Raw genomic sequence first — 20,413 nt, forward strand, 5'->3', positions numbered from 1 at the left:
GTTATTCGGCAAATCCACCACCAATTAGTTTATCAGCAATATAAAAGGCTACAGGCTGACCGGGAGCAATTGCCCAGGCAGCATCTTCCAGAATAACCTCCAGTTCTGTATCCGAAATGATTTGTAGTTTACTGAATTTTTGAGGATTTCGGCCCAGACCACGCACAATGGTGTTGATTTTTGGAAGTTGGCTGTCTTCCAGATTATTAAAATAGTAATTCGATACCTTAATTTTCATTCGGTTGAGTTCCTCTTTCTTTTCCAGAATAAGCGTATTGCTCTCGGCATTGATTCTACTTACCATTAAACCCGATTTTTTTTCCAGTTCCAGGCCTCTTTTTTGACCTACTGTATAGTAAGGGTAACCATTGTGCCAACCCAAATAATTGCCTTTATTGTCCAGAACTTTTCCGCGGCCAATTTTTCGATCCAAATCGGGAATCATTTCCAGTAAAAAGTCGCGGTAATCCATTCGATCCATAAAGCAGATGCCCATGCTTTCCTTCTTTTTTGCGACCTCAGCAAAGCCAAATTCCTTAGCAATTTCACGCACTTCTGTTTTGGTAAATCCTCCCAGAGGAGTAAGTGTTCTCGATAAAATATCTTGTCCTAAATTCCAAAGAAAGTAGGATTGATCTTTGGCTGGATCTTTTCCTTTGTGAATGTAATATCCCTTTTCTTCGTGTATAATCTGAATGTAATGTCCGGTAGCAATCCATTTACAGTGCAGCTCATCGGCTTTTTCCAGAAGCAATCTCCATTTTAGCTGAGGATTGCACTGTATGCACGGACTGGGTGTTCTGCCAGCCAGGTATTCATCTAAAAAGAACTGAATAATGGTGTCGCGAAATTCCTGGCGGGCATCAATCACATGATGTTCGATGTTTAGTTCCTTGGCCAATTTTTGCGCATCAAGAATAAAATCCGGCAAGGGATCATGGGGATTTAAAGAATGATCAGTACCAAAAAACCAGAGGGAAACACCCACTACCTGATAGCCTTGTTTCTGAAGCATCATGGCTGCTACAGACGAATCGGTGCCACCACTCATTCCCAAAACTATTCTCCTTTTTGCATCCATCTCCGCGCTCATTTTGCTTCTTTTTTAGAATCTTCTGCAAACATATCCTTTTCACAGAAGATTACAAAATCGGTATCATCGAGCGAAACCTGCTGGATATCGAAAAAACTAAGGCTATTCAGAGGTTTTTTTTTACTTTCGCTGCTTCTAAAAAAACGATTAATCACAACAAAACAAAATAATGAATTTAAAACAATTGTCGGGTGGTATTTTGAGTGCGGGTTTGGTGCTTACCATCATGGTGGGATGTACCGAGAAGGCACCCAAAGGTACAGGAGTACTGAAAAAAGAAGATATGAACCTGGAAGTAAAACCAGGGGTTAATTTCTTTGAATATGCAAATGGAACCTGGATGAAGAATACGCCAATTCCAGCTGATAAAAGTCGTTATGGTGCTTTCGATATATTGGGCGAAAGCGCAAACGAAGCAGTTCATAACCTACTGGAAGAAGCCGCTAAAACAGAAAATGCAGAGGAAGGTAGCAATTTGAAGAAAATTCAGGATTTTTATGCGACTGCTATGGATGTTGAAAAAATCGAAAAGGTAGGTATTCAGCCTTTGCTTCCTGAGTTTGAAAGAATAGCTTCGGTGAAGAATGCAAGCGACTTGCGCAAAGAATTGGTTCATTTGCACAAGATGGGCATTAATGCTTTGTTTAGTGCAGGTGTTGAGCAGGACATGAAAAACACAAGGGTTAATCGCATGTATCTTGGTGAGGCTGGTCTTTCCTTATCGGATAGGGATTACTATGTTGCCGATAATGAAACAAGTGAAAATATCCGTAAAGAATTTGTAAAGCATGTGGCCAAAATGTTTGAGTTGATTGGTGAGGATGCAAGCCTTGCAAAAAGCAATGCCGCAAGAATCATGAAATTTGAGACTCGCATGGCTGAAAAATTCAATACCCGTGTTGAAAATAGAAATTACCCAGCCATGTACAATCCAAAAACGGTTGAGGTGCTAGAAAAAGAATATCCAAACTTTGCCTGGGGAAGCTATTTTAAAGAATTAGGTGCTGACATTAAGGAGTATGTGATTACAACTCACCCTCGTTACCTGACCGAGCTAAATAAGATGTTAGTGGAGGAGAAAATGGATGACATTAGGTTGTATTTGAAATGGAAAGTACTGGATGATGCGGCAGCAACTGTTGGTTCTGAGCTGGAAAAACAAAATTTCGCTTTTTATGGCACAATTTTAACCGGTGCAACAGAACAACAGCCACGTTGGAGACGCATGTCATCAGTAACGGGTTCTGTTTTGGGCGAAGCTGTTGGACAATTGTATGTGGCGAAATATTTCCCACCTGAAGCAAAGTTACGCATGGACAAGCTAGTGAAGAATCTTAAAACTGCTTTGCGTGGAAGAATTGAAAAATTAGAATGGATGAGCGATAGTACTCGAACAGAAGCTTTGGCAAAATTGGATGCTTTCGGCGTGAAAATTGGTTATCCCGATAAGTGGGAAGATTATTCGAAGCTTGAGGTATCTACCGATTCGTATGCTCAGAATATGTGGAGAGCTGCCAGGTTTAGTTTTGAGAAGAATATTGCAAAATTAGGACAAGAGGTTGATACTGAGAAGTGGGGGATGACTCCACAAACCGTGAATGCTTACTATCACCCAATGTTGAATGAGGTGGTTTTTCCAGCAGCAATTCTTCAGCCTCCTTTCTTTTATATGAATGGAGATGATGCGGTAAACTACGGTGCTATTGGTGTGGTAATCGGTCACGAAATGACTCACGGTTTTGATGATAATGGTCGTCGTTTCGATAAAGAAGGAAACATGAGAGACTGGTGGACTGCCGAAGATACCAAGAAGTTTAACGAAAGATCTCAAAAACTAGTCGATCAGTTTAATGGCTTTCAGGCTTTTGATGATCTGCATGTTAATGGTAAATTGACATTAGGAGAAAATATTGCGGATTATGGTGGTTTAACCATTTCATTGGAAGCTTATAAGATGGCTTTGAAAGGAGAAAAACCTGCAGATATTGATGGTTTCAATAATATGCAACGTTTCTTTTTGGCCTACGCTAAAGTTTGGAAAGGTAATGTAAGAGATACCTATTTGAGAAAACTAATTAAAGAAGATGTGCATTCCCCAGGTGAATATCGTGTAAACGGTGGTTTGTTTAATATTCCTGAATTCTACGATACTTTTGATATTAGTCCTGAAGATCCTTTGTATCGTACCGAGGAGCAAAGAGCTAAAATTTGGTAAGCCGATTTTAACTAGTAATAAGATAGATTGAAATGATACTATACAAACCGTCTCGGGAAACTGAGGCGGTTTTTTTTTTGCTCTTTGGTTGCGTTCAACAGACTTGCAAAGAGAGGAGTGCCTGAAAAAAACGTATTTTTCACGGAATGTAGAAAGTACAAAGCACGAAAAATTGATTTTTGACTCAATATGTATATTGTTAAAGCAAAAAATGATAACTTGGATATAATAAGTAACAATAGGATTGCGTAATCAATTCGTTTGATCACAGGCTGACAGGTCTATGAATGCTGTCAGGTTTGGTGAAGTAAAGTGGGAAACGCAAAACCTGTCAGTGTCTGAAAGACCTGACAGCGTTAAGATGCTTCTTTTCATTTCGAATTGATTGAGAAGTATTTTCGCAATCATGACCATTCTGTTTTTTTTCAGGAACTTACCGATAAAACATGTAATGATTTAGATTTCTTTTTGACTAAGGAATCTACAAAATACTCAGCTTAGAGGTAAATTGCAGTATAAATTCACAGCAAGAATGAAAGCAATAAAAATAGGACTACAAATTCAGGCCATCAGTGCTCAGCAAATAGAATGTTTACTTTCCAATGAAAAGGAGCGTATTCATGCAAGTTATTTTCCCGAGGAAGAGAAGCTTGTTTATACTGAGGAGTTTGAATTAACAGCTACTATGCGCATTATTGAATTCCAATTCAAAAAGGTGTTGCGTTCGGCGATTAATGGGAAACTGCAATTGGGACAAAAAATAGAATGTGTGTTTTTTGAGGATTTTCCTTTCGTAAAGGAATCGGATTTTAAGCACTATATTCGAGTCGATCGCCGATGTAATGATTTAAAAATTACCACCAGCAAAACGGGACTAAAAGAGGTTGCTAAAATTTTTGCTGATGGTTCTCATGCTTCCGAATTGAATCAGTCGGCTTATGCGGGTTTCATAGAAATGCCCGCCGGCAATCAACAAATTTATTCTCGCACATTCGATCAGGGGAGCAGCAATATGATGGAGCTGTTGGCCGTGCTCGAAGGTTTGGAAATGCTGCAATCGGAAGATAGAATTCAGGTGAATACCGATAGTCGTTTTGTGATTCGTGGCCTGGCACAGTGGATTCATTTTTGGCAGCACAACAATTGGCAAACGGCTCAGGGACAGGAAGTGAAATTTGCCAATTACTGGCAAAAAATTAATAGACTGTGTGAAGGAAAATTGATGGAGTTTAAATGGATAAAAGGACATTCGGGCCATGAGAAACAAGATTTTTGCCATCAGCTAGCCCATGAATCAGCAATACAGAAAAAGTAAGCCCTTTTTCCAATAAGCGATTGATAAAAGAGATCGGTAATTTCAAAAGCATTTCTATTTTTCCCCTAAATCCCCTGAAGGGGACTTTAAAATCCGCACGAGTAAGCCCCTTTAGGGGGTTGGGGTATCAGAAAACTTTGCGGTAAAAGTTAAAATCCCTTGCGAAAGGCCGAATTCCATAAAGGAGTAGCCTCTTTTGAAATTGAAATTTTTAGTTTCAAATGAAAAAAAGGACGAATTCTCATTGAATTTCCTGTTTGCAAGTAAGGAAATGGCTAATTCCCGATCGAAAGGCCCCTTTGGGGAGAGAATTTTAGCGAAAACAAATCGAAAAGTCCGTTCCACTCTTTCGAATCGTCGATTTCTGATGCGAAAAACGCAATTCTATTGAGAAAAACGCCAATTCGCGATTGAAAACGCCATTTTTAAGGGAGGAAAAGGCGATTTCCAATCAGATATCTCAATTTCCATTGAGAAAAAGGGAAATTCGCGATCAGAATTCCTCTTTCCAGAGAGAAAAAGGGCATCGAACCATCCAAATCGCCATTTTCAATTCAGGAATCGATGATTTCCGATGTGAAAGAGCCAATTTCATGGAGAAAAAGACCAATTCGTGAACGAAATGCTTCTTTCCGCAGCGAAGGAGGATAAAAGTCAATCGGAAATCACCATTTTTAATTCAACAATTCCTGTTTCTCGATGTAAAAAGCCCAGTCTATGAACGTGATCGTATTCCTTTTTCTCGCCAATGGGAATCCTTTTCTTTATCAACGAAAGTGTTTGTACTGTTCCCCGAAAGAGCTTAGTGTTTTGATAAGTTTTAGGCGTTCAATCTGGATGTTTATCAGAGGGAAAATGAAAATTTAGCATGTGGATTAATGAATCATAATTTTGCGCTTTCGGTTTATTTAAACTAAGTTCGTTCTCTCCATTCTATTACCAATAACAAAGTTCAATGTTTAAAAAGATTTGAAGTTCATGAGAATTCCTATATTATTTCAGTCTCTAAATTCATTTTTTACGGGTCTGAGCTTTAAAAGCAAGAAAACCCAAGCTCAAGAACTACTAAACTCCTTTGGCGAGCTAAAAGATTCTTCCTTCAATTTTGATTTGATTGAGAAGTATTTTCGGAATAAAGATCATTCCAAATCTCTTCAGGTGATTTCTGATAAAACTTGTGATGATTTGGATTTTGAGGAGCTGTTTATGTTTTTAGATCGAACGCATTCGAAGCCCGGACAACAATATTTGTATGATAAATTGCGGGTTATTCCTCAGGAAGCCGTAAATGTAGATATGGATGAAGAGTTGATTCATCGTTTTACAAAAGATTCTGATTTTCGGTTAGAAGTTCAAACTCAATTGAAGAAGTTGAATCGGAGAGAAGATTACTATATTTCAAGCTTGTTTCAGGAGGAACATTTGAAACCTCCCAAATGGTTTTTCGTGCTGCGATTGCTATCCTTTACCAGTATTTTATCGCTTATTTTACTGCCTTTTAATCCACAGCTATTCCTTGTTTTACTTGTGGTTTTTATCGCGAACATCTGCTTTCATTTGTGGAACAAGAAAAATATATCTAAATATTCCGATTCTATTCCTCAGCTATTGGTTTTAAAAAGAATTGCGAATCATTTTCTTCAGGATGAGCAATTAAAAAAAATAAATCCCAGACTGTCTGAGTCTTTAAAAATACTCGATCAGGTACGAAATAGAATGCTCTTCTTTAAATTAGACTCAAAAGTTGAAGGCGATTTACAAGTAATCTTTTGGTCTGTTGTAGAATTGTTTAAAATTCTTTTTTTGATAGAACCATTGTTACTGTTTGGGGTGCTAAAGCGTTTGAATACAAGAAGAAAGGAAATTGAGAATGTGTTTTCATTTGTGGGTAGCATTGATGTTCTTGTTTCAATAGCCTCCTTGCGAAAAGGGACTGACTGTTGGTGTATTCCCGAAATTGATGAAGAGACTAGTGGGATGGAAACTCGTGAGATTTCTCATCCATTAATAGTTAACTGTGTTGGAAATGATATTGCTGTAAAGGATAAATCGATACTGTTGACTGGATCGAATATGTCGGGAAAAACCTCTTTTATTCGGACCATTGGCATCAATGTCCTTACGGGATTATGCATTAATACTTGCTTTGCTAAATCGATGATGATTCCTCGAATTAAGATCTATTCCGCCATCCGCATTAGCGACGATTTAATGAATGACAAGAGCTATTATTTTGAAGAGGTTCTTACCATAAAAAACATGATTGATCGTTCCGAGAAAAGTGAAACCTGTTTGTTTTTATTGGATGAATTGTTTAAGGGAACCAATACCGTCGAGCGGATTTCTGCAGGAAAAGCGGTATTGTCTGCGCTTGCAAAAAATAACAATAGGGTGTTCATATCTACGCACGATATCGAATTAGCCGATTTATTGCAAGAAGAATATGAATTGTATCACTTTAGTGAAGTGGTAAGTAATAAATCGGTTGATTTTGACTACAAATTGAAGGAAGGCAAACTGAAAAACAGAAATGCCATTCGAATTCTGAAAATAAATAACTATCCCGAGAATGTTATTCGGGAGGCAATTATTTTGGCTGAAGAATTGGATAAGAGTCAAATGTTAAATGCTGATAGATTAGAGATATAAAAAGGGAAATTTATAAATCTGTTAGGGGATACAAGACCAAACGGTGTTGAAAAGCAGGAGGCTAAATGTTATAAGGCTGTCAGGTCTATGGACGCTGACAGGTTTAAAGAACAGAAATGGGAAAGAGAGAACCTGTCAGGGTTTGCAAGACCTGACAGCCTTAAAGTTCCAGGATTGCACTTGCATTTTTCGCATTTTTTAAAGCATATACCAAATACCTAAACAAGCGCAACAATCGTCATGCTTCTTTATTCGAGCGGCCCTTTAAACGTAAGATGATTGAAGAGTTTTCTCGTTTTAAGAATTTGCTTTTATATATGCATCAAAACCCAGTTCATCATGGATTTTGTGAACATCCATTGGAGTATGGGTGGAGTAGTTATATAAGCTGTATTAGTTCAAAACCTACAAAAATAGGAAGAGATGATGTTATTTAAACATAGTGTTTGCTTCTGCAATAAATCGATGTTTGGCTTTGTAGTTAAGCCTTAGATGAACTCAAATAGGATTGGTGACAAAAAAAATTGTAGTTTTGCCACTCTCTTTCAAAGTGAGGACATCAAGCAGTTTAAAATAGCAATAATGAATATAAAAATAGTTGATTACGGAATTTGTAAAGCGGTTGGAGAGACGAAGAAAGACATTGAACCGGGTAGCACAACAGGATATTTTTTGCACTCTGACGATATGGAGTTTCTGGAAAGAACAGATGTTATTAGCCCTAAGTTAGGCTTGAGCTTTGGAATAAGTTATGAGTTTGAACAAGATTTAGAAGAAGTTGAACTTATTGATTTTGTGTGCAGAATTAAACATCCTAAGTTGGTGAATTCAGTTAGTAAGGAGCAGTTTGTTGAATGCATAGAGGAAAAAGATGCTTATACTGATGAGTTAGGCAATGACTTCTACACCTTTGAATTCGACTGGGAAATGCAGCTTGGAGAATGGATTTTTGAGATTATTTATGAGGCTAAGATCATGTGCAGTCACACATTTACTCTGAGAGAATAAAGCCAATTGAAATTCAATAAAATAACAAATGCTCATCCGAACAGTATTCAGATGAGCATTTTGCATATCTCAAAAATAGAATTTCTTTAAAAAACAATGGTTCTTGTGCCATCCACAATAATTCGGTGTTCCGATTTGTAGCCGAGGGCGCGAGCCAATACAATTCTCTCCAAATCTCTACCTTTACGGATCAAATCTTTAATGGTATCCTTGTGCGTAATTCGCATGATATCCTGCTCAATAATCGGTCCTTCGTCCAGATCTTCGGTTACAAAGTGACTGGTTGCTCCAATCATTTTCACACCTCGTTCGTAGGCTTGCTTGTACGGATTTCCTCCCACAAAGCCAGGCAAGAAGGAATGGTGAATATTGATGATTTTGTTTTTGAATGCATTGATAAATTGAGGAGATAAAACCTGCATGTAACGTGCTAGCACCACAAAATCAATATTGTATTCTTTCAGCAAGGCAATTTCCTTGGCTTCCTGTTCCTGTTTGTTTTCTTTGGTGATCGGGAATATATGGTAAGGAATGCCGTTTGCTTCAGCAAGATGTTCTAAATCGGGATGATTGGATATGATCACAGGAATTTCAATGTCGTATTCGTTCATGTTAAAACGCCACAAAATTTCCTGCAGACAATGATCGTATTTTGAAACAAAAATGGCAACTCGTTGTTTGTGGTGAGAAAATTCTATGCTCCAATGGGCATCAAATTGTTTTGCAAGAGGCTCGAATGCTTCGTGAAGCTCCGATGCTGGAACCTTCGATTTAGACATGTTCCAGGCAATCCGTAAAGAAAAGAATTGCTGGTTTTGGTTTACATGTTCATCCAAATCGATAATATTCCCGCCAGTTTCGTAAATAAATTGGGTGATTTTGGCAACAATCCCATTTTGATCGGGACAGGTAAAAAGTAAATAGGCATTTACATTATTTTCAGACATAATCGTTATCATATTGTTCGGAGATTTTCATCCCGATAATTATTTTTCAAGTTACAAGTTTGCTCGAATGGTAAACGAATAATCCGTTTGTATAAGTGGTGTGAAAAGCAAAAATAGAAAATTTGGAGAATTATTAATACTAATATTAAATTAATAATTGATTGTCGCAAAATATGTTCTTATGGAGCGTGTTTTCCTGTAACAAAAAAATTCCCAGGCGAATCATCTTAAAGATGCATTAGCTCGGGAATCTCCTTTTACTTTAACCTTTATCCTTTACACTTTAACCATGTACCTATTCCCAATTCAGAATTTTTGTAAAGACATAGTTCTCTGCATCAGGAAGATATTCCTTGGCGGCTTCAACGTCTTCACTTGTCAGATAATGAAGGTTGTAGTTTAAAACGGACTGCACACGCTGGCTGTTCACATCCACCAATCGTGGTTTCACTTTTCCGTTTTCATCTTCTACATCTTTCAGAAATAGAGGAGAAGCATCACCTACAGGATCGACGGTTACCATGCATTTTGAATGACCCTGCTTGAATAGACTGTAAACGCCATTTCCCAGTAGGGTACAAAGGTTCAAGTCGAAACCGATGGGACGGCAGCAACGAATTTCAAATCCCAATTCAACAGGACGAGTTCCGATGTTGAGATTGTAGGATTTCATTTTTCGTTGAATAAGCATGTTAAAAACATGAGATTTGCTCACGTTAAACAATTCCGGATGTCCATGAGAATCGAAGGTAAAATTCGCTCCTGTGCTTTTAATTTCTTCATCGCTCATAAAGTGAAAAACACCCTCGCTAATAATGGCAGCACCATAGTTTAAGCCTAAAAGTCGTCTTTTTACAATGGAAGAAATCACCAATTGAGCAATTTTTTCGGCTGAAATGCTGGTTTTGTTAAACATTTCAGGAATAATGATCATTGGAAAGTGACAGGCGGTACCAATTCCAAAAGCAAGATGACCTGCTTCGCGTCCCATGGCTGCTAATACGAACCAATTTTGAGAAGTTTTAGCATCTTCGTAAACGGTACTTGCAATTTTTACACCTTCATCTTTTGCAGAATGAAAACCAAATGTTGGCGATCCTTCGGGCAAAGGCAAATCGTTATCGATGGTTTTAGGAACGTGAATATTAGAGATGTTTACCTTATTTTCTTCGAGGTATTTTGATATTCGGTTGGCTGTTGAGGCAGTATCGTCGCCACCAATGGTAACTAATAATTTCACATTGTTAGCAATGAAAAAGTCACTCGAAAAATCTGAATCCTTCGGTTTAAAACGACTCATTTTTAGGTGTGAACCACCTCTTGTATAGATCTCATCGAGCGTTTCAAAGTCTAGTTCTACCATTTTTCGGTCTTCCGAGAAAAGGCCTTTGTAGCCTTCATGCAAACCAATTACCCGATAACCATTTTTTAAAAATACTTTTCCTACACTACTAATCACGGTGTTAATACCAGGAGCCGGACCACCACCACACAGAATTACAACAGATTCTTTCATTATTTTAAGATTCAAGTACCGAGCGCATGTAATTTATACAAGTGCAAACTTCGGTATATTTAAAGTCATCCCCATTTCTTTAAATTGGGGCATTAAAATATCCATTTTTCTATTTTAAAGATTCGGCAAAGATAGAGCAATTTGGAAAATAACAGCTACAATTTACAATCAAGCTCCAATAGAAATATCTTTCTACCTAAGATTAATGAATTGATTAGGACTAATTTCTGAATATTAGAATAACTGCTTTTTTTGCAGCACAATAAAAAAGGCAATAACCAACGAGGTTATTGCCTTTGCTATTGTTATGAATTAGTAGTTATTCTGCAATTTCTACCAGCTTTTCATCGGAATGCCATAAGCCGTGTTTTGTGCAGAAAGCTGTAGCAGTTAATTTCATTTTACGAGAAGGAACTACGTAAAAATCAACTTCAGCTTGATTGGCTTCACCACCTAAAATTCCAGTGGAAAAATTGGCTTGGGTGAGCATTTTTTCACCATCCCAAAGTTGAACCCAAGCTACATAATGATCAAAATCATCTGGATGAGCATAAGCATCTCCAATTTTCACTTTCACTTTGAATTTTTCTCCCTTTTTAGCAGTATCATCACAGTAAACAAATGCTGAGTGTCTGTCGATATAATCTTTTTTAGCTTCACCATCAATGGTGTTAATGTCTTGGTATCTATTAATTTTCATATGTTGTTTGTTTGATTTTATTCCCTTTTGTTTGGGATGAGAGGATGAATTTTATTTTGATTATTTATTTGCTTAGGTATTCGGCAACACCTTCAGCAGTAGCTTGCATAGCTTCTTTTCCTTTGTTCCAATTAGCTGGGCAAACTTCACCATTTTCTTCGAAATGCTGCAGAGCATCAACCATACGAATTGCTTCATCCACACTTCTTCCTAAAGGTAAATCGTTAATTACTGAGTGACGAACTATTCCTTTTTTGTCGATAAGAAATAAGCCACGATATGCAACAGCTGCTCCTGATGATACTGCATTACCTTCTGCATCGTAATCGTATTCCGAAGCCAATACCCCAAAATTTTCGGAAATTGTTTTCGACAAATCGGATACCAATGGGTAGGTAACGCCTTTAATTCCACCTTTGTTTTTTTCAGTATTTAACCAGGCAAAATGAGAATATTCTGAATCTACAGAACAACCTACTACTGCTACATTTCTCTTTTCAAATTCAGCTAATTTTTCTTGAAAAGCTAGAAGCTCTGTCGGGCAAACAAAAGTAAAGTCCAAAGGGTAGAAGAAGAAAACAACTTCTTTTTTACCAACATATTGTTCCAATGAAAAGTCCTCAACGATTTGATTTCCGTTTATAACTGTGTTTGAGGAAAAGGAGGGTGCTTTTTTACCAATTAAAGTTTGCATTTTAGTCTGTTTTAAATTTGTTTATTGTAACCATTACAAATATAGACTCGATTAAAATAACAACAAAGTTAAATGAATCAATTATTTTTATCATATTATCGAAATAACAAATGATTGTTTTGTTGCGGGTTGAATTTGGCTGTGTTTCAATTCGTTTTACTGGCATATTATCTAGTTTAGAATTTGTCCAAATAAAATAAGGTTAATTTTTTGTAAATTTGTAATCCTTACAAAATATATGGTTTATGATTTCAGAACATGAAATATCCGAAAAGTTAGCATTATATAACATTCGACCTTCTGTAGCTCGTGTTAAAATTTATAAGTATTTAATTGAGAATAGAAATCATCCTAATGTTGAAACTATTTATATGGCTATGTTGAATACATTAACAAGTATTTCGAAAACTACGGTCTATAATTGTTTAAACTTGTTTGTAGAAAAAGGAATTGTGACGGCCATAGGCATTGAAGATAATGAATTGCGCTTCGATGTGGATATCTCTTCGCATGGACATTTTAAATGTGTGAAATGCAAGGGCGTTTTTGATTTTGAATTTGATGTGGATTCCATACAAAAATCTGGATTAAAGGATTTTGTAACTACAGAGTATCAGTTGTATATAAAAGGTATTTGTAGATCGTGTCGTACCATTTTGGAATTAAAATGAGATTTTTATATTTCAGGCTGATTTAATAAACTTTTTTTAACCTTCTAATTGTAATCTTTCTCTAAGCACCTTATGACTACTAAACTATTCCCCATCGATAATATTGAATTTTTACGTGATTTTTCTGAATGCAAAGGGAAAATAAACATTTCGGCTTTTGAAAGTCAATCAAAATCATGGGTTCCTTATTTTGTATACTTGCCTCCAGATTGGAATCCTAAAACATCCTATCCATTAGTGTTATTTTTACACGGACAAGGTGGAGATGAGGGAACTTTTAGTAAATATGTTAAGGCAGAACAATTGAATCAATGGATAAACAGTGGTGATATTGAACCGTTGGTAATTGCTGGAATACGTGGCGATAATGATCGCGATAATGTGCAGTGGTTCAGTGAAGGAAATGAGTGTCTTCTGGTTGATGAAAAGGGAGGTGAATTTATCAAATTCTGCCAGAATAACTTTAATGCTGGTGATCATGGGAAACAGATTTCTATTGAAGGGCATTCGCGTGGAGCTGCAGGAGCTATTTATTACTATCTAAAATATCCAGGTTTGTTTTCGTCTGTGCTTGGCATGGGATATGTTAGCGACTACACATTGGAGAATAATTTTCTTTTGGGATGGAAGAATTTAGAACTTTTGAAAAGGGAAAAAATGCCGTTTCGTTTGGAAATTGGTACCGAAGATAGTTTTGTTCTGAATAAGGATCGGAGAGCAAGTTTCGAGATGCATCAATTTCTGAAAGAGAATTTAATTGAACACACTTTTGATATTTTGCATGGAGTTGAGCATGGTTTTGATACCTATTGGAATTATTATACCGACGAAGGGATGTTGAATGGTTTGTCTCATCTGAAATTTCACGAAAGAAGCCGAAAGAAATAGTCCATAAATCGTTCGCATAATATGCAAAAGTTATCTATTTTGCATACACTAATTTTTAATTTAAAATTCATGAATTTTGCTCGTTTTTTTTTCGTACTACTACTATTTCTTCCATTCAGCAGTAAAGCACAGGATACTATTTATTTTAACCAGAATTGGCAATTTTCAGAAAAAAATAATGCTCAATTTTATTCCACAGTTCAATCTGTTTTAAATGTTCCTAATGAGTTCGTAGTCAGGGATTTTTCGATGGATGGAAATTTACTTGCCGAATATCATTATAAAGCGTTGACCGATAATGTAGATTGGACTCGGATTTATGCAGAGGGTTTTCAGGATCAGGCCATTGAAAATGGAACTTGTATAGAGTATTATCCATCAGGGAAAAAGAGGAAACAATTTGAAATTGTTGCTGGAAAACAAAAAGGAAAAATTACTGTTTGGCGTGAAAATGGGAACAAAGAGCGAGAGTTTATTGCTGAAAACAATGTTGCTAATGGCGTTTATTCTGAATTTTTTGAGAATGGGAAAACAAGTTTATTAGTAAAGTTCGAGAATGATACCTTACAGGGAGGAGCTATTTACTATCATAGTAATGGGAAAATTTCTAATATGGGAAAGTTTGCCAAGGGTATAAAAACTGGTTTGTGGACTTACTTGTCGGAAGATGGTGTGCCTGTTGCCGAAGAATTATATAAAAAAGCATATTTTATTGATGGACCAGATATTCATATTAGTTTTCCTGAAGGGCTTTGGTATTTATCGCAAAAATATCAGGTAGAGGGTCGATTAAATTTTCTTTTTTATCGACTAGCTAGCGATGGAGATGATAGTTTTGAAGAGACCGCTTCTTGTCTTATTTCTCTGGAATCGGTAAGAGTTGATTTGTCATTAGCTGATTACTCCAAGTATCGGAGAGATTTGTTGACCATTGATGTGAAGAGTGAAGTTGCAAAAGAAAATCACTTGTTTTCTTTGCCTAATTGTATTGCTTATTTGGGAGAATATCGCGATTCTCCTGATCAATATCGGAAATCAATTTTGCTGTATGCTCTTCAGAATCAGGTGGGAGTAGAAATGGTTTTAGATTGTAAGGAGGAAGATTTTGAAAGCTTACAAGATGAATTTGCATTGATATTGCAATCGCTTAAAAAATAAGATAGTTAAAAGTGAATGGTATAGTATGAAGGTTGTTTCCACAAATATTGGCGAAAAGGTTGAAATTAATTATCACGGTAAAGTTGAAAAAACAGGTATGTATAAACATGCAGTTGATCAACCTATTGTTTTAGGTAGAGACGATGTTTTTGATGATTCGGTTGTAGATAGAAGATATCATGGTGGTTCTGATAAGGCTTGCTATTGTTATTCAGAAAAACACTACGAGTACTGGAAAAATAAATTTCCTAACTTAAAATGGGATTTTGGTATGTTTGGAGAGAATTTAACCATTTCCAATTTGGATGAGGAAAAGCTTAAAATTGGAGATGTTTTCCAGATTGGATCTGCTAAGGTGCAGGTAACGCAACCTCGACAACCTTGCTACAAGCTAAATTATCGTTTTGATTGCGACAGTATGGTTCGCCAATTTATAGATTCTGGCTTTTCTGGTGTATATATTCGAGTACTTGAAGAAGGAAAAATAATGAGGAATGATGAATTAATTTTGCTTAATAGAAGAGAAAATAGCTTATTTGTAAAAGAAGTTTACAAGCTATTGTACGAACCAATTAAAGACAAAATGCAATTAGAAAAAGCTTTATCTGATCCTGCACTTGCAGCTAGTTGTAAAAGAGATTTGCAAAAATAGATGGAGATTGTCCAAAAAAATCATAGAAAACCAAAATGATTTAGAATTTGGAAACGTGTTGTATTTCGTTACAAACATATTCTTCAAAAAAGTAATTCTTTGATTTAATTACCCAATATTATTTCTCGAACTAAATTTTCTTGATCAATAGAGTCGGTATCCATTGTAAAACCAATACTATATATTAAACCATCGTACCAAGCGTAATATTGCGAAGATCCTGTTGATTCTTTATCCAAAAGTTGATCTTCATCAAGATATTTATAGTAATCAAACATTCTGGTCCAAGTAACCGACTCAGGTTTGTAATACAGAGGATGTTCATCGACTAAAACTAATTTCTGATAACTACTAGGTAAATTTTCTTCCATCTCCAAAGTGGCTTCAGCATCTTCAAAAGGATCATCTGGATATTGTGTTACCGAAATAATAAAAAAGTCCTGAAAATTGGTTTGATATTGATCTGAATTCTCTAAATACGAGAACTGAATCTGAAATACCAATTGGTTGGATTCATTCCAGGAAGTGACAATATTTGATTTTTCTTGAGATATAGTAAATGGCAGGTCATCTTGTGAGATAAAATGTAATTTTTCGCTCATGCTTGTTGGAATACAGGATAAGCCTTCGCTAACACTCACGGGAGAATAATAACTGACATATTCCCGATCTTGGAGGAGTTTAAAATCATAGTTGTAGGTATGTTGTCTTCCTTCCACTTCATTAAGTCTTTCTACCAATGCTTCGTTTTCATCCACATAACCAGAGAATTCATTTTCATTTGAGCAGGAAATACTTCCAATGACAAAAAGTAAAATGAAAAAATAACGTTGCTTCATAATGATGGATTTAGGTAAATTAGTGTAACATTACAAACATACGTAAAAAATGATTTTATGTTATCTTTTGTTTAAAGTTAATTAATCAAATTATGATTTAGACTCAGGATTTTAGTTCATTACTAATTTTCATTGGCAAGTTCCCATGTCGTTAAGAATATAAGTTCAGATACTTTTTTTATTGCCTCATAATCAATTTTATCTGCAGTATCGCCTGGTTGGTGATAATCTTTGTGTAATCCGTTAAAATAAAAAATTGCTGGAATGCCTTTTTGAACAAAACTGACCTGATCCGATGCTTGATATAAATAATTGTCAGCCTGATCGTATTTGTAATCGAGCTGTAGTTTGGGACTGATTTTATTAATGCTATCGGATATCCATTTTAATTTTGGACGAAGATGATTGGTTCCCAGAAGGTAAATATAGTCGGTTGTGTCGTGCAATTCATCAGATCTTCCAAGCATATCTATGTTTAGATTTCCCACAAATTTGGATTGTGAGAAGGGAGAATTTTCAACAAAGTATTTCGAGCCGAACATTCCTTTTTCTTCGCCTGTGAAGGCAGCAAATAGAATGCTCCTTTTTGTTTTGTGTTTTTCATCACTTGCTTGCTTAAATTTTCTGGCTAGTTCAATCATTGCAGCACAACCAGAAGCATTATCATTGGCTCCATTATATATTTCATTAGCGGTTTTCCCAATGTGATCGTAGTGGGCAGATACAATTACGATTTCCTCTTTTTTATCTGTTCCAGGTAAAAAGGCGAGTACATTCTCGGTATTTATTTTTTTGAATTTTAATTCAAAATTAAAGGCAAAATTACGAATGTTATTTTCAGTAGGTTTGATGCTTTTTTCGAATAAAATTTGTTTTAATCTTTTGGTTTTAATTTGCAAAATAGCACTGGCTGCCGCATTTGAAATTGCTCCATGATAGGATTGTAAGCGGTTTTTATATTGGATAAAGGAAAGTGTTGAGCTAATTGAATCAAATGGATTGTACTTACTAATTTCTTTATCCATGATTATTCTTCTTGTGAATAGCTTTCGTTTTTTTGCGAGCAAGTTTTTGTATTGTTTAGGCTGATTGGGATTACAAAAGAGGATTAATTTGGCTTTTGTAGCCATTGAAATTTTATTTGATTTTAAGGCTGCAGCATACAAATTCGAACTTAAAAAAAGAACCGCTTTATTGGAATAATCTTTATTTGTATAGCTGCTATCGGGCGCTGTTCCTAAAAAAACAAGTTCCATGTTGCTATTGGAATAATTTTTATATCCAGAGATTAAAATATTTTTGTAGTTGATTAATTCTTGTTTTTCAGTTTTTATTTTGGCAATGGGTAATTGTTGCTGATAGACAGAGAATTGCTGAAAAAAACCCAAGCTATCTTCAGTACCAGTAGGATTAATTAAATTGGCATTTACGAATTGTTTGTAAATGTAATGGGCTGCAAGTTTTTGTCCTTTACTTCCAGTATCTCTTCCTTCCATCTCATCTGAGGATAGGAACTCGATATCTTTTTGAATTTGTTTACTTGAGAGTAGTTTTGAATAGTGTAAAGGAAGGCTTTCTTGTGCACTTGCTATAAATAAATTACTAATTGATATAATAAAAATAATAAGGCTTGATCGCATGCTGAAATTTTAAATTATACTGGAAGAGGAATGAAATTTAAATTACAAAAATTTGTTTTTTTATTGCTATTATTCAATGATTATTTCGAGGTAAAGTGCGAATTGATTGTTTTGTAAGATTCCTTTTTTAATTGTTAATGTTGTAACTTGAATGAAATAAGGAATCCTAAAATCATGAAAGTAATTGTCATGGTCTTGTTATTGATATTTGGTTTATGTGAATATCTAGAGACTGATAATCAGCAAAAGATGAAATTTGAGAAACTTCGTATTCATATGGTCAAAGATCAAATCATTAAAAGGGGAATAGATGATCCTGATGTTATTTGTGCGATGGAGAAAGTAGAGAGACATTTGTTTGTTCCTGTCAAGATGAGGAATTTTGCTTATGAGGATCGTCCATTGCCCATAGGCAAAGGACAAAGCATTTCTCAACCCTATATTGTGGCTTATATGAGTCAGCTTTTGCATTTAAATTCGAAAAGTAAAGTGCTGGAAATAGGAACAGGATCGGGATATCAGGCAGCGATATTGGGCGAAATTTGTGCCATGGTTTACTCCATCGAAATTGTTGAATCTTTGCACAAAAAAGCCGTTTGTGTATTGGATTCTTTGGCTTATGATAATGTAAAATGTTATTTCAGAGATGGGTATTTGGGAATGGAAGAAAAAGCTCCCTTTGATGGTATTATTGTGACCTGTTCGCCTACAAAAATTCCCAAAGCTTTGCTCTCACAATTAGCAGAAGGTGGTCGATTGGTTATTCCTGTTGGGGAAAAAAATGTGAAGGAATTAATTGTGATTAAGAAAATAAAGGGGAAGTTGAGCCGTCAGAAAGTACTGCCAGTTCGTTTCGTACCCATGGTAGATAGCAAGGGAAGGTTATACTAATTAAGATTTTAGAAAGGATACAAAGTATAAAACTCTATTTGATTTATTTTTAGAAAGCTAGGGTGTAGGTTATTTCTTTTTTTTATAAATTCCTTCGAATTGAATGGTCCAGGTTTTACCTTTATCAATTGTTGATTCCCAAATTTGTTCGATTTCTCCGTCAGGAAGTATTGTCCAACTAATTTTATGAATGGATTTATCTTCACCCATATAAGAATCTGTTCCACTGTCTAAAATCATTGTTTTATTTTTAAAATTTCCTCTTAAAAGGAGGTTGTTGCCATTACTATCGACCCAAATTTGTTGCCATTGTTTAATTTTATTGTTGTAGAAGCTGTAGCTTGTGCCAGTAAAATTTTCTTGCTCCAAAACCCAGTTTTCCTGCAGTAAATGTCCGTTTTGAAAAAGACGAATGGTATTGTGAGCTACTTGTTCGTCATTGGTATAAACCTCCCAATCTCCAAGCAAAAAATCAAATTGTCGTTCTGGAGAAATAATTTTGTTTGTTTGGAGAGTCTGAGAATAAGAAACACAATAAATAAGAATGAAAAGTGGGATTAGTAATTGTTTCATGAATTTAATTTTAAGTGTGAATTACAAAAAATCAATGAAATTATTCCTCAAGATAGGTTAAGCAGCGTTCTAATTTATTCTTTAGTTCCTGTGCAAAAGCTTGGAGTTCCTCATTTTCAATCACATTAAATGCAGCAGTAGGATCCATAACCGAAATATCAACGTGACCGTTATCTTGTTCAATAACTGTCACATTGCAAGGCATCATAATGCCTATTTGATCCTCTACCTGGAAAGCTTTGTAAGCAAAGGAAGGATTGCAGGCACCAAGTATTCGGTATTTCTTAAAATCAACGTCCAGTTTTTCACGTAAAGTTGATTTAACATCAATATCGGTTAAAATTCCAAATCCTTCAGTTTGAAGTGCTCTGGTGATTCGATCGATAGCATCATCGAATTTAAAATTGGTTCTTAAACTTATAAAGTAGCCCATAAGTTGATTTTTTTGGATGTTAAATTATAATATGTTCATTCTTTTTAAGTGTTCATTAGTTCAAAAGTAGATCTATTTTACATTAGATATTTTGGTCGTATTTTGTTTTGTTATATTTCCTTCGGGGAGAAAGTTCACAAGCTTTAATTAAAAACCAAATTAAGGCAGAGAAGGCTAGAATTCTTGCATAACCCAAAACAGGTTCATATTCGATCCCTAGTGGACCAGGTATGTATTTGGTAAGCATTATGATGCTTAAAGGGATGAATAGGAGCATTAATAAAATTACAAGAATCGCTGATTCTTTGTGTACTCTTCGTATTAGCAGGCCAACCCCACATATTATTAAAATAAATCCAGATATATTAACCAATTCGTAGGTTGAGTCAAATAAGGCTAAAAACATGTGTTTGAAAAGATTAGGCATAAAAATATGCATGGCTCCAATGGTGATGAATCCAATTGCATAAGCAAAGCGCAAACGATCATTTTTTGAAAATTTCATCAATGATCGGCTAAACAAAGAGACGA

Annotated in this window: 19 protein-coding genes; 9 read left to right on the forward strand and 10 right to left on the reverse strand. The window is 35.6% G+C overall.

The window, feature by feature from the left end; translation table 11 throughout:
• Position 1: 1 nt before the first annotated feature.
• The gene (gene mnmA, locus ABYT26_RS03655; protein WP_372751539.1) at positions 2-1,093 is read right to left on the reverse strand and encodes a tRNA 2-thiouridine(34) synthase MnmA; all 1,092 of its coding nucleotides are present in this window, start codon (positions 1,091-1,093) and stop codon (positions 2-4) included.
• 169 nt (positions 1,094-1,262) lie between these two features.
• On the opposite strand from mnmA, the gene ABYT26_RS03660 reads away from it, so the two are divergent.
• From ABYT26_RS03660 to ABYT26_RS03675, 4 genes are all read left to right on the forward strand, one after another.
• On the forward strand, positions 1,263-3,308 hold the full coding sequence (locus tag ABYT26_RS03660) for a M13 family metallopeptidase (RefSeq protein WP_372751540.1): 2,046 nt from the start codon (positions 1,263-1,265) through the stop codon (positions 3,306-3,308).
• A 532-nt stretch (positions 3,309-3,840) separates the two neighbouring features.
• Positions 3,841-4,623, forward strand: coding sequence for a ribonuclease H (locus tag ABYT26_RS03665; protein WP_372751541.1), 783 nt, complete (start codon positions 3,841-3,843; stop codon positions 4,621-4,623).
• Positions 4,624-5,601: 978 nt separating this feature from the next.
• Positions 5,602-7,272 (forward strand): hypothetical protein, encoded by a 1,671-nt coding sequence (locus ABYT26_RS03670; protein ID WP_372751542.1) that lies wholly within the window; start codon positions 5,602-5,604, stop codon positions 7,270-7,272.
• A gap of 582 nt (positions 7,273-7,854) precedes the next feature.
• Entirely contained in the window at positions 7,855-8,280 is a 426-nt protein-coding gene (locus ABYT26_RS03675) for a DUF3859 domain-containing protein (RefSeq protein ID WP_372751543.1), read from the forward strand.
• An 86-nt stretch (positions 8,281-8,366) separates the two neighbouring features.
• Here ABYT26_RS03675 and purU read toward each other — a convergent pair whose 3' ends face one another.
• The 4 genes from purU to ABYT26_RS03695 form a co-directional block, all read right to left on the reverse strand.
• A complete protein-coding gene (gene purU / locus ABYT26_RS03680; RefSeq protein ID WP_372751544.1) occupies positions 8,367-9,239 on the reverse strand; it encodes a formyltetrahydrofolate deformylase in 873 nt (290 codons plus the stop codon).
• 283 nt (positions 9,240-9,522) lie between these two features.
• Entirely contained in the window at positions 9,523-10,743 is a 1,221-nt protein-coding gene (locus ABYT26_RS03685; protein WP_372751545.1) for a 6-phosphofructokinase, read from the reverse strand.
• A 319-nt stretch (positions 10,744-11,062) separates the two neighbouring features.
• The gene (locus ABYT26_RS03690; RefSeq protein WP_372751546.1) at positions 11,063-11,443 is read right to left on the reverse strand and encodes a desulfoferrodoxin family protein; all 381 of its coding nucleotides are present in this window, start codon (positions 11,441-11,443) and stop codon (positions 11,063-11,065) included.
• Positions 11,444-11,507: 64 nt separating this feature from the next.
• Entirely contained in the window at positions 11,508-12,137 is a 630-nt protein-coding gene (locus tag ABYT26_RS03695; RefSeq protein WP_372751547.1) for a peroxiredoxin, read from the reverse strand.
• A gap of 245 nt (positions 12,138-12,382) precedes the next feature.
• Here ABYT26_RS03695 and ABYT26_RS03700 point away from each other — a divergent pair, with 245 nt between their 5' ends.
• The 4 genes from ABYT26_RS03700 (at position 12,383) to ABYT26_RS03715 (ending at position 15,506) form a co-directional block, all read left to right on the forward strand.
• A complete protein-coding gene (locus ABYT26_RS03700; protein WP_372751548.1) occupies positions 12,383-12,808 on the forward strand; it encodes a Fur family transcriptional regulator in 426 nt (141 codons plus the stop codon).
• A 72-nt stretch (positions 12,809-12,880) separates the two neighbouring features.
• Entirely contained in the window at positions 12,881-13,696 is an 816-nt protein-coding gene (locus ABYT26_RS03705) for an alpha/beta hydrolase (RefSeq protein WP_372751549.1), read from the forward strand.
• A gap of 69 nt (positions 13,697-13,765) precedes the next feature.
• The gene (locus ABYT26_RS03710) at positions 13,766-14,854 is read left to right on the forward strand and encodes a toxin-antitoxin system YwqK family antitoxin (RefSeq protein ID WP_372751550.1); all 1,089 of its coding nucleotides are present in this window, start codon (positions 13,766-13,768) and stop codon (positions 14,852-14,854) included.
• Between the two features lie 25 nt (positions 14,855-14,879).
• A complete protein-coding gene (locus ABYT26_RS03715; RefSeq protein WP_372751551.1) occupies positions 14,880-15,506 on the forward strand; it encodes an MOSC domain-containing protein in 627 nt (208 codons plus the stop codon).
• A 104-nt stretch (positions 15,507-15,610) separates the two neighbouring features.
• Here ABYT26_RS03715 and ABYT26_RS03720 read toward each other — a convergent pair whose 3' ends face one another.
• Together ABYT26_RS03720 and ABYT26_RS03725 are read right to left on the reverse strand one after the other, a co-directional pair.
• The gene (locus tag ABYT26_RS03720) at positions 15,611-16,345 is read right to left on the reverse strand and encodes a hypothetical protein (RefSeq protein ID WP_372751552.1); all 735 of its coding nucleotides are present in this window, start codon (positions 16,343-16,345) and stop codon (positions 15,611-15,613) included.
• A 122-nt stretch (positions 16,346-16,467) separates the two neighbouring features.
• Positions 16,468-17,985: a M28 family peptidase gene (locus ABYT26_RS03725; RefSeq protein ID WP_372751553.1), complete on the reverse strand. Its 1,518-nt coding sequence runs from the start codon at positions 17,983-17,985 to the stop codon at positions 16,468-16,470.
• Positions 17,986-18,159: 174 nt separating this feature from the next.
• On the opposite strand from ABYT26_RS03725, the gene ABYT26_RS03730 reads away from it, so the two are divergent.
• Positions 18,160-18,876 carry a protein-L-isoaspartate(D-aspartate) O-methyltransferase gene (locus ABYT26_RS03730; RefSeq protein ID WP_372751554.1) on the forward strand — a complete coding sequence of 239 codons (717 nt, stop codon included), beginning with the start codon at positions 18,160-18,162 and terminating at the stop codon, positions 18,874-18,876.
• A 69-nt stretch (positions 18,877-18,945) separates the two neighbouring features.
• On the opposite strand, the gene ABYT26_RS03735 is transcribed toward ABYT26_RS03730, so the two are convergent.
• The 3 genes from ABYT26_RS03735 to ABYT26_RS03745 form a co-directional block, all read right to left on the reverse strand.
• Positions 18,946-19,449: a hypothetical protein gene (locus tag ABYT26_RS03735; protein WP_372751556.1), complete on the reverse strand. Its 504-nt coding sequence runs from the start codon at positions 19,447-19,449 to the stop codon at positions 18,946-18,948.
• A 40-nt stretch (positions 19,450-19,489) separates the two neighbouring features.
• Positions 19,490-19,882, reverse strand: a complete 393-nt coding sequence (locus ABYT26_RS03740; protein ID WP_372751557.1) for a DUF302 domain-containing protein — start codon at positions 19,880-19,882, stop codon at positions 19,490-19,492.
• An 82-nt stretch (positions 19,883-19,964) separates the two neighbouring features.
• Positions 19,965-20,387: a hypothetical protein gene (locus ABYT26_RS03745; RefSeq protein ID WP_372751558.1), complete on the reverse strand. Its 423-nt coding sequence runs from the start codon at positions 20,385-20,387 to the stop codon at positions 19,965-19,967.
• Between the last annotated feature and the right edge of the window lie 26 nt (positions 20,388-20,413).

Origin of the sequence: Labilibaculum sp. (assembly GCF_041595635.1) — a bacterium.
GTDB lineage: Bacteria > Bacteroidota > Bacteroidia > Bacteroidales > Marinifilaceae > Labilibaculum.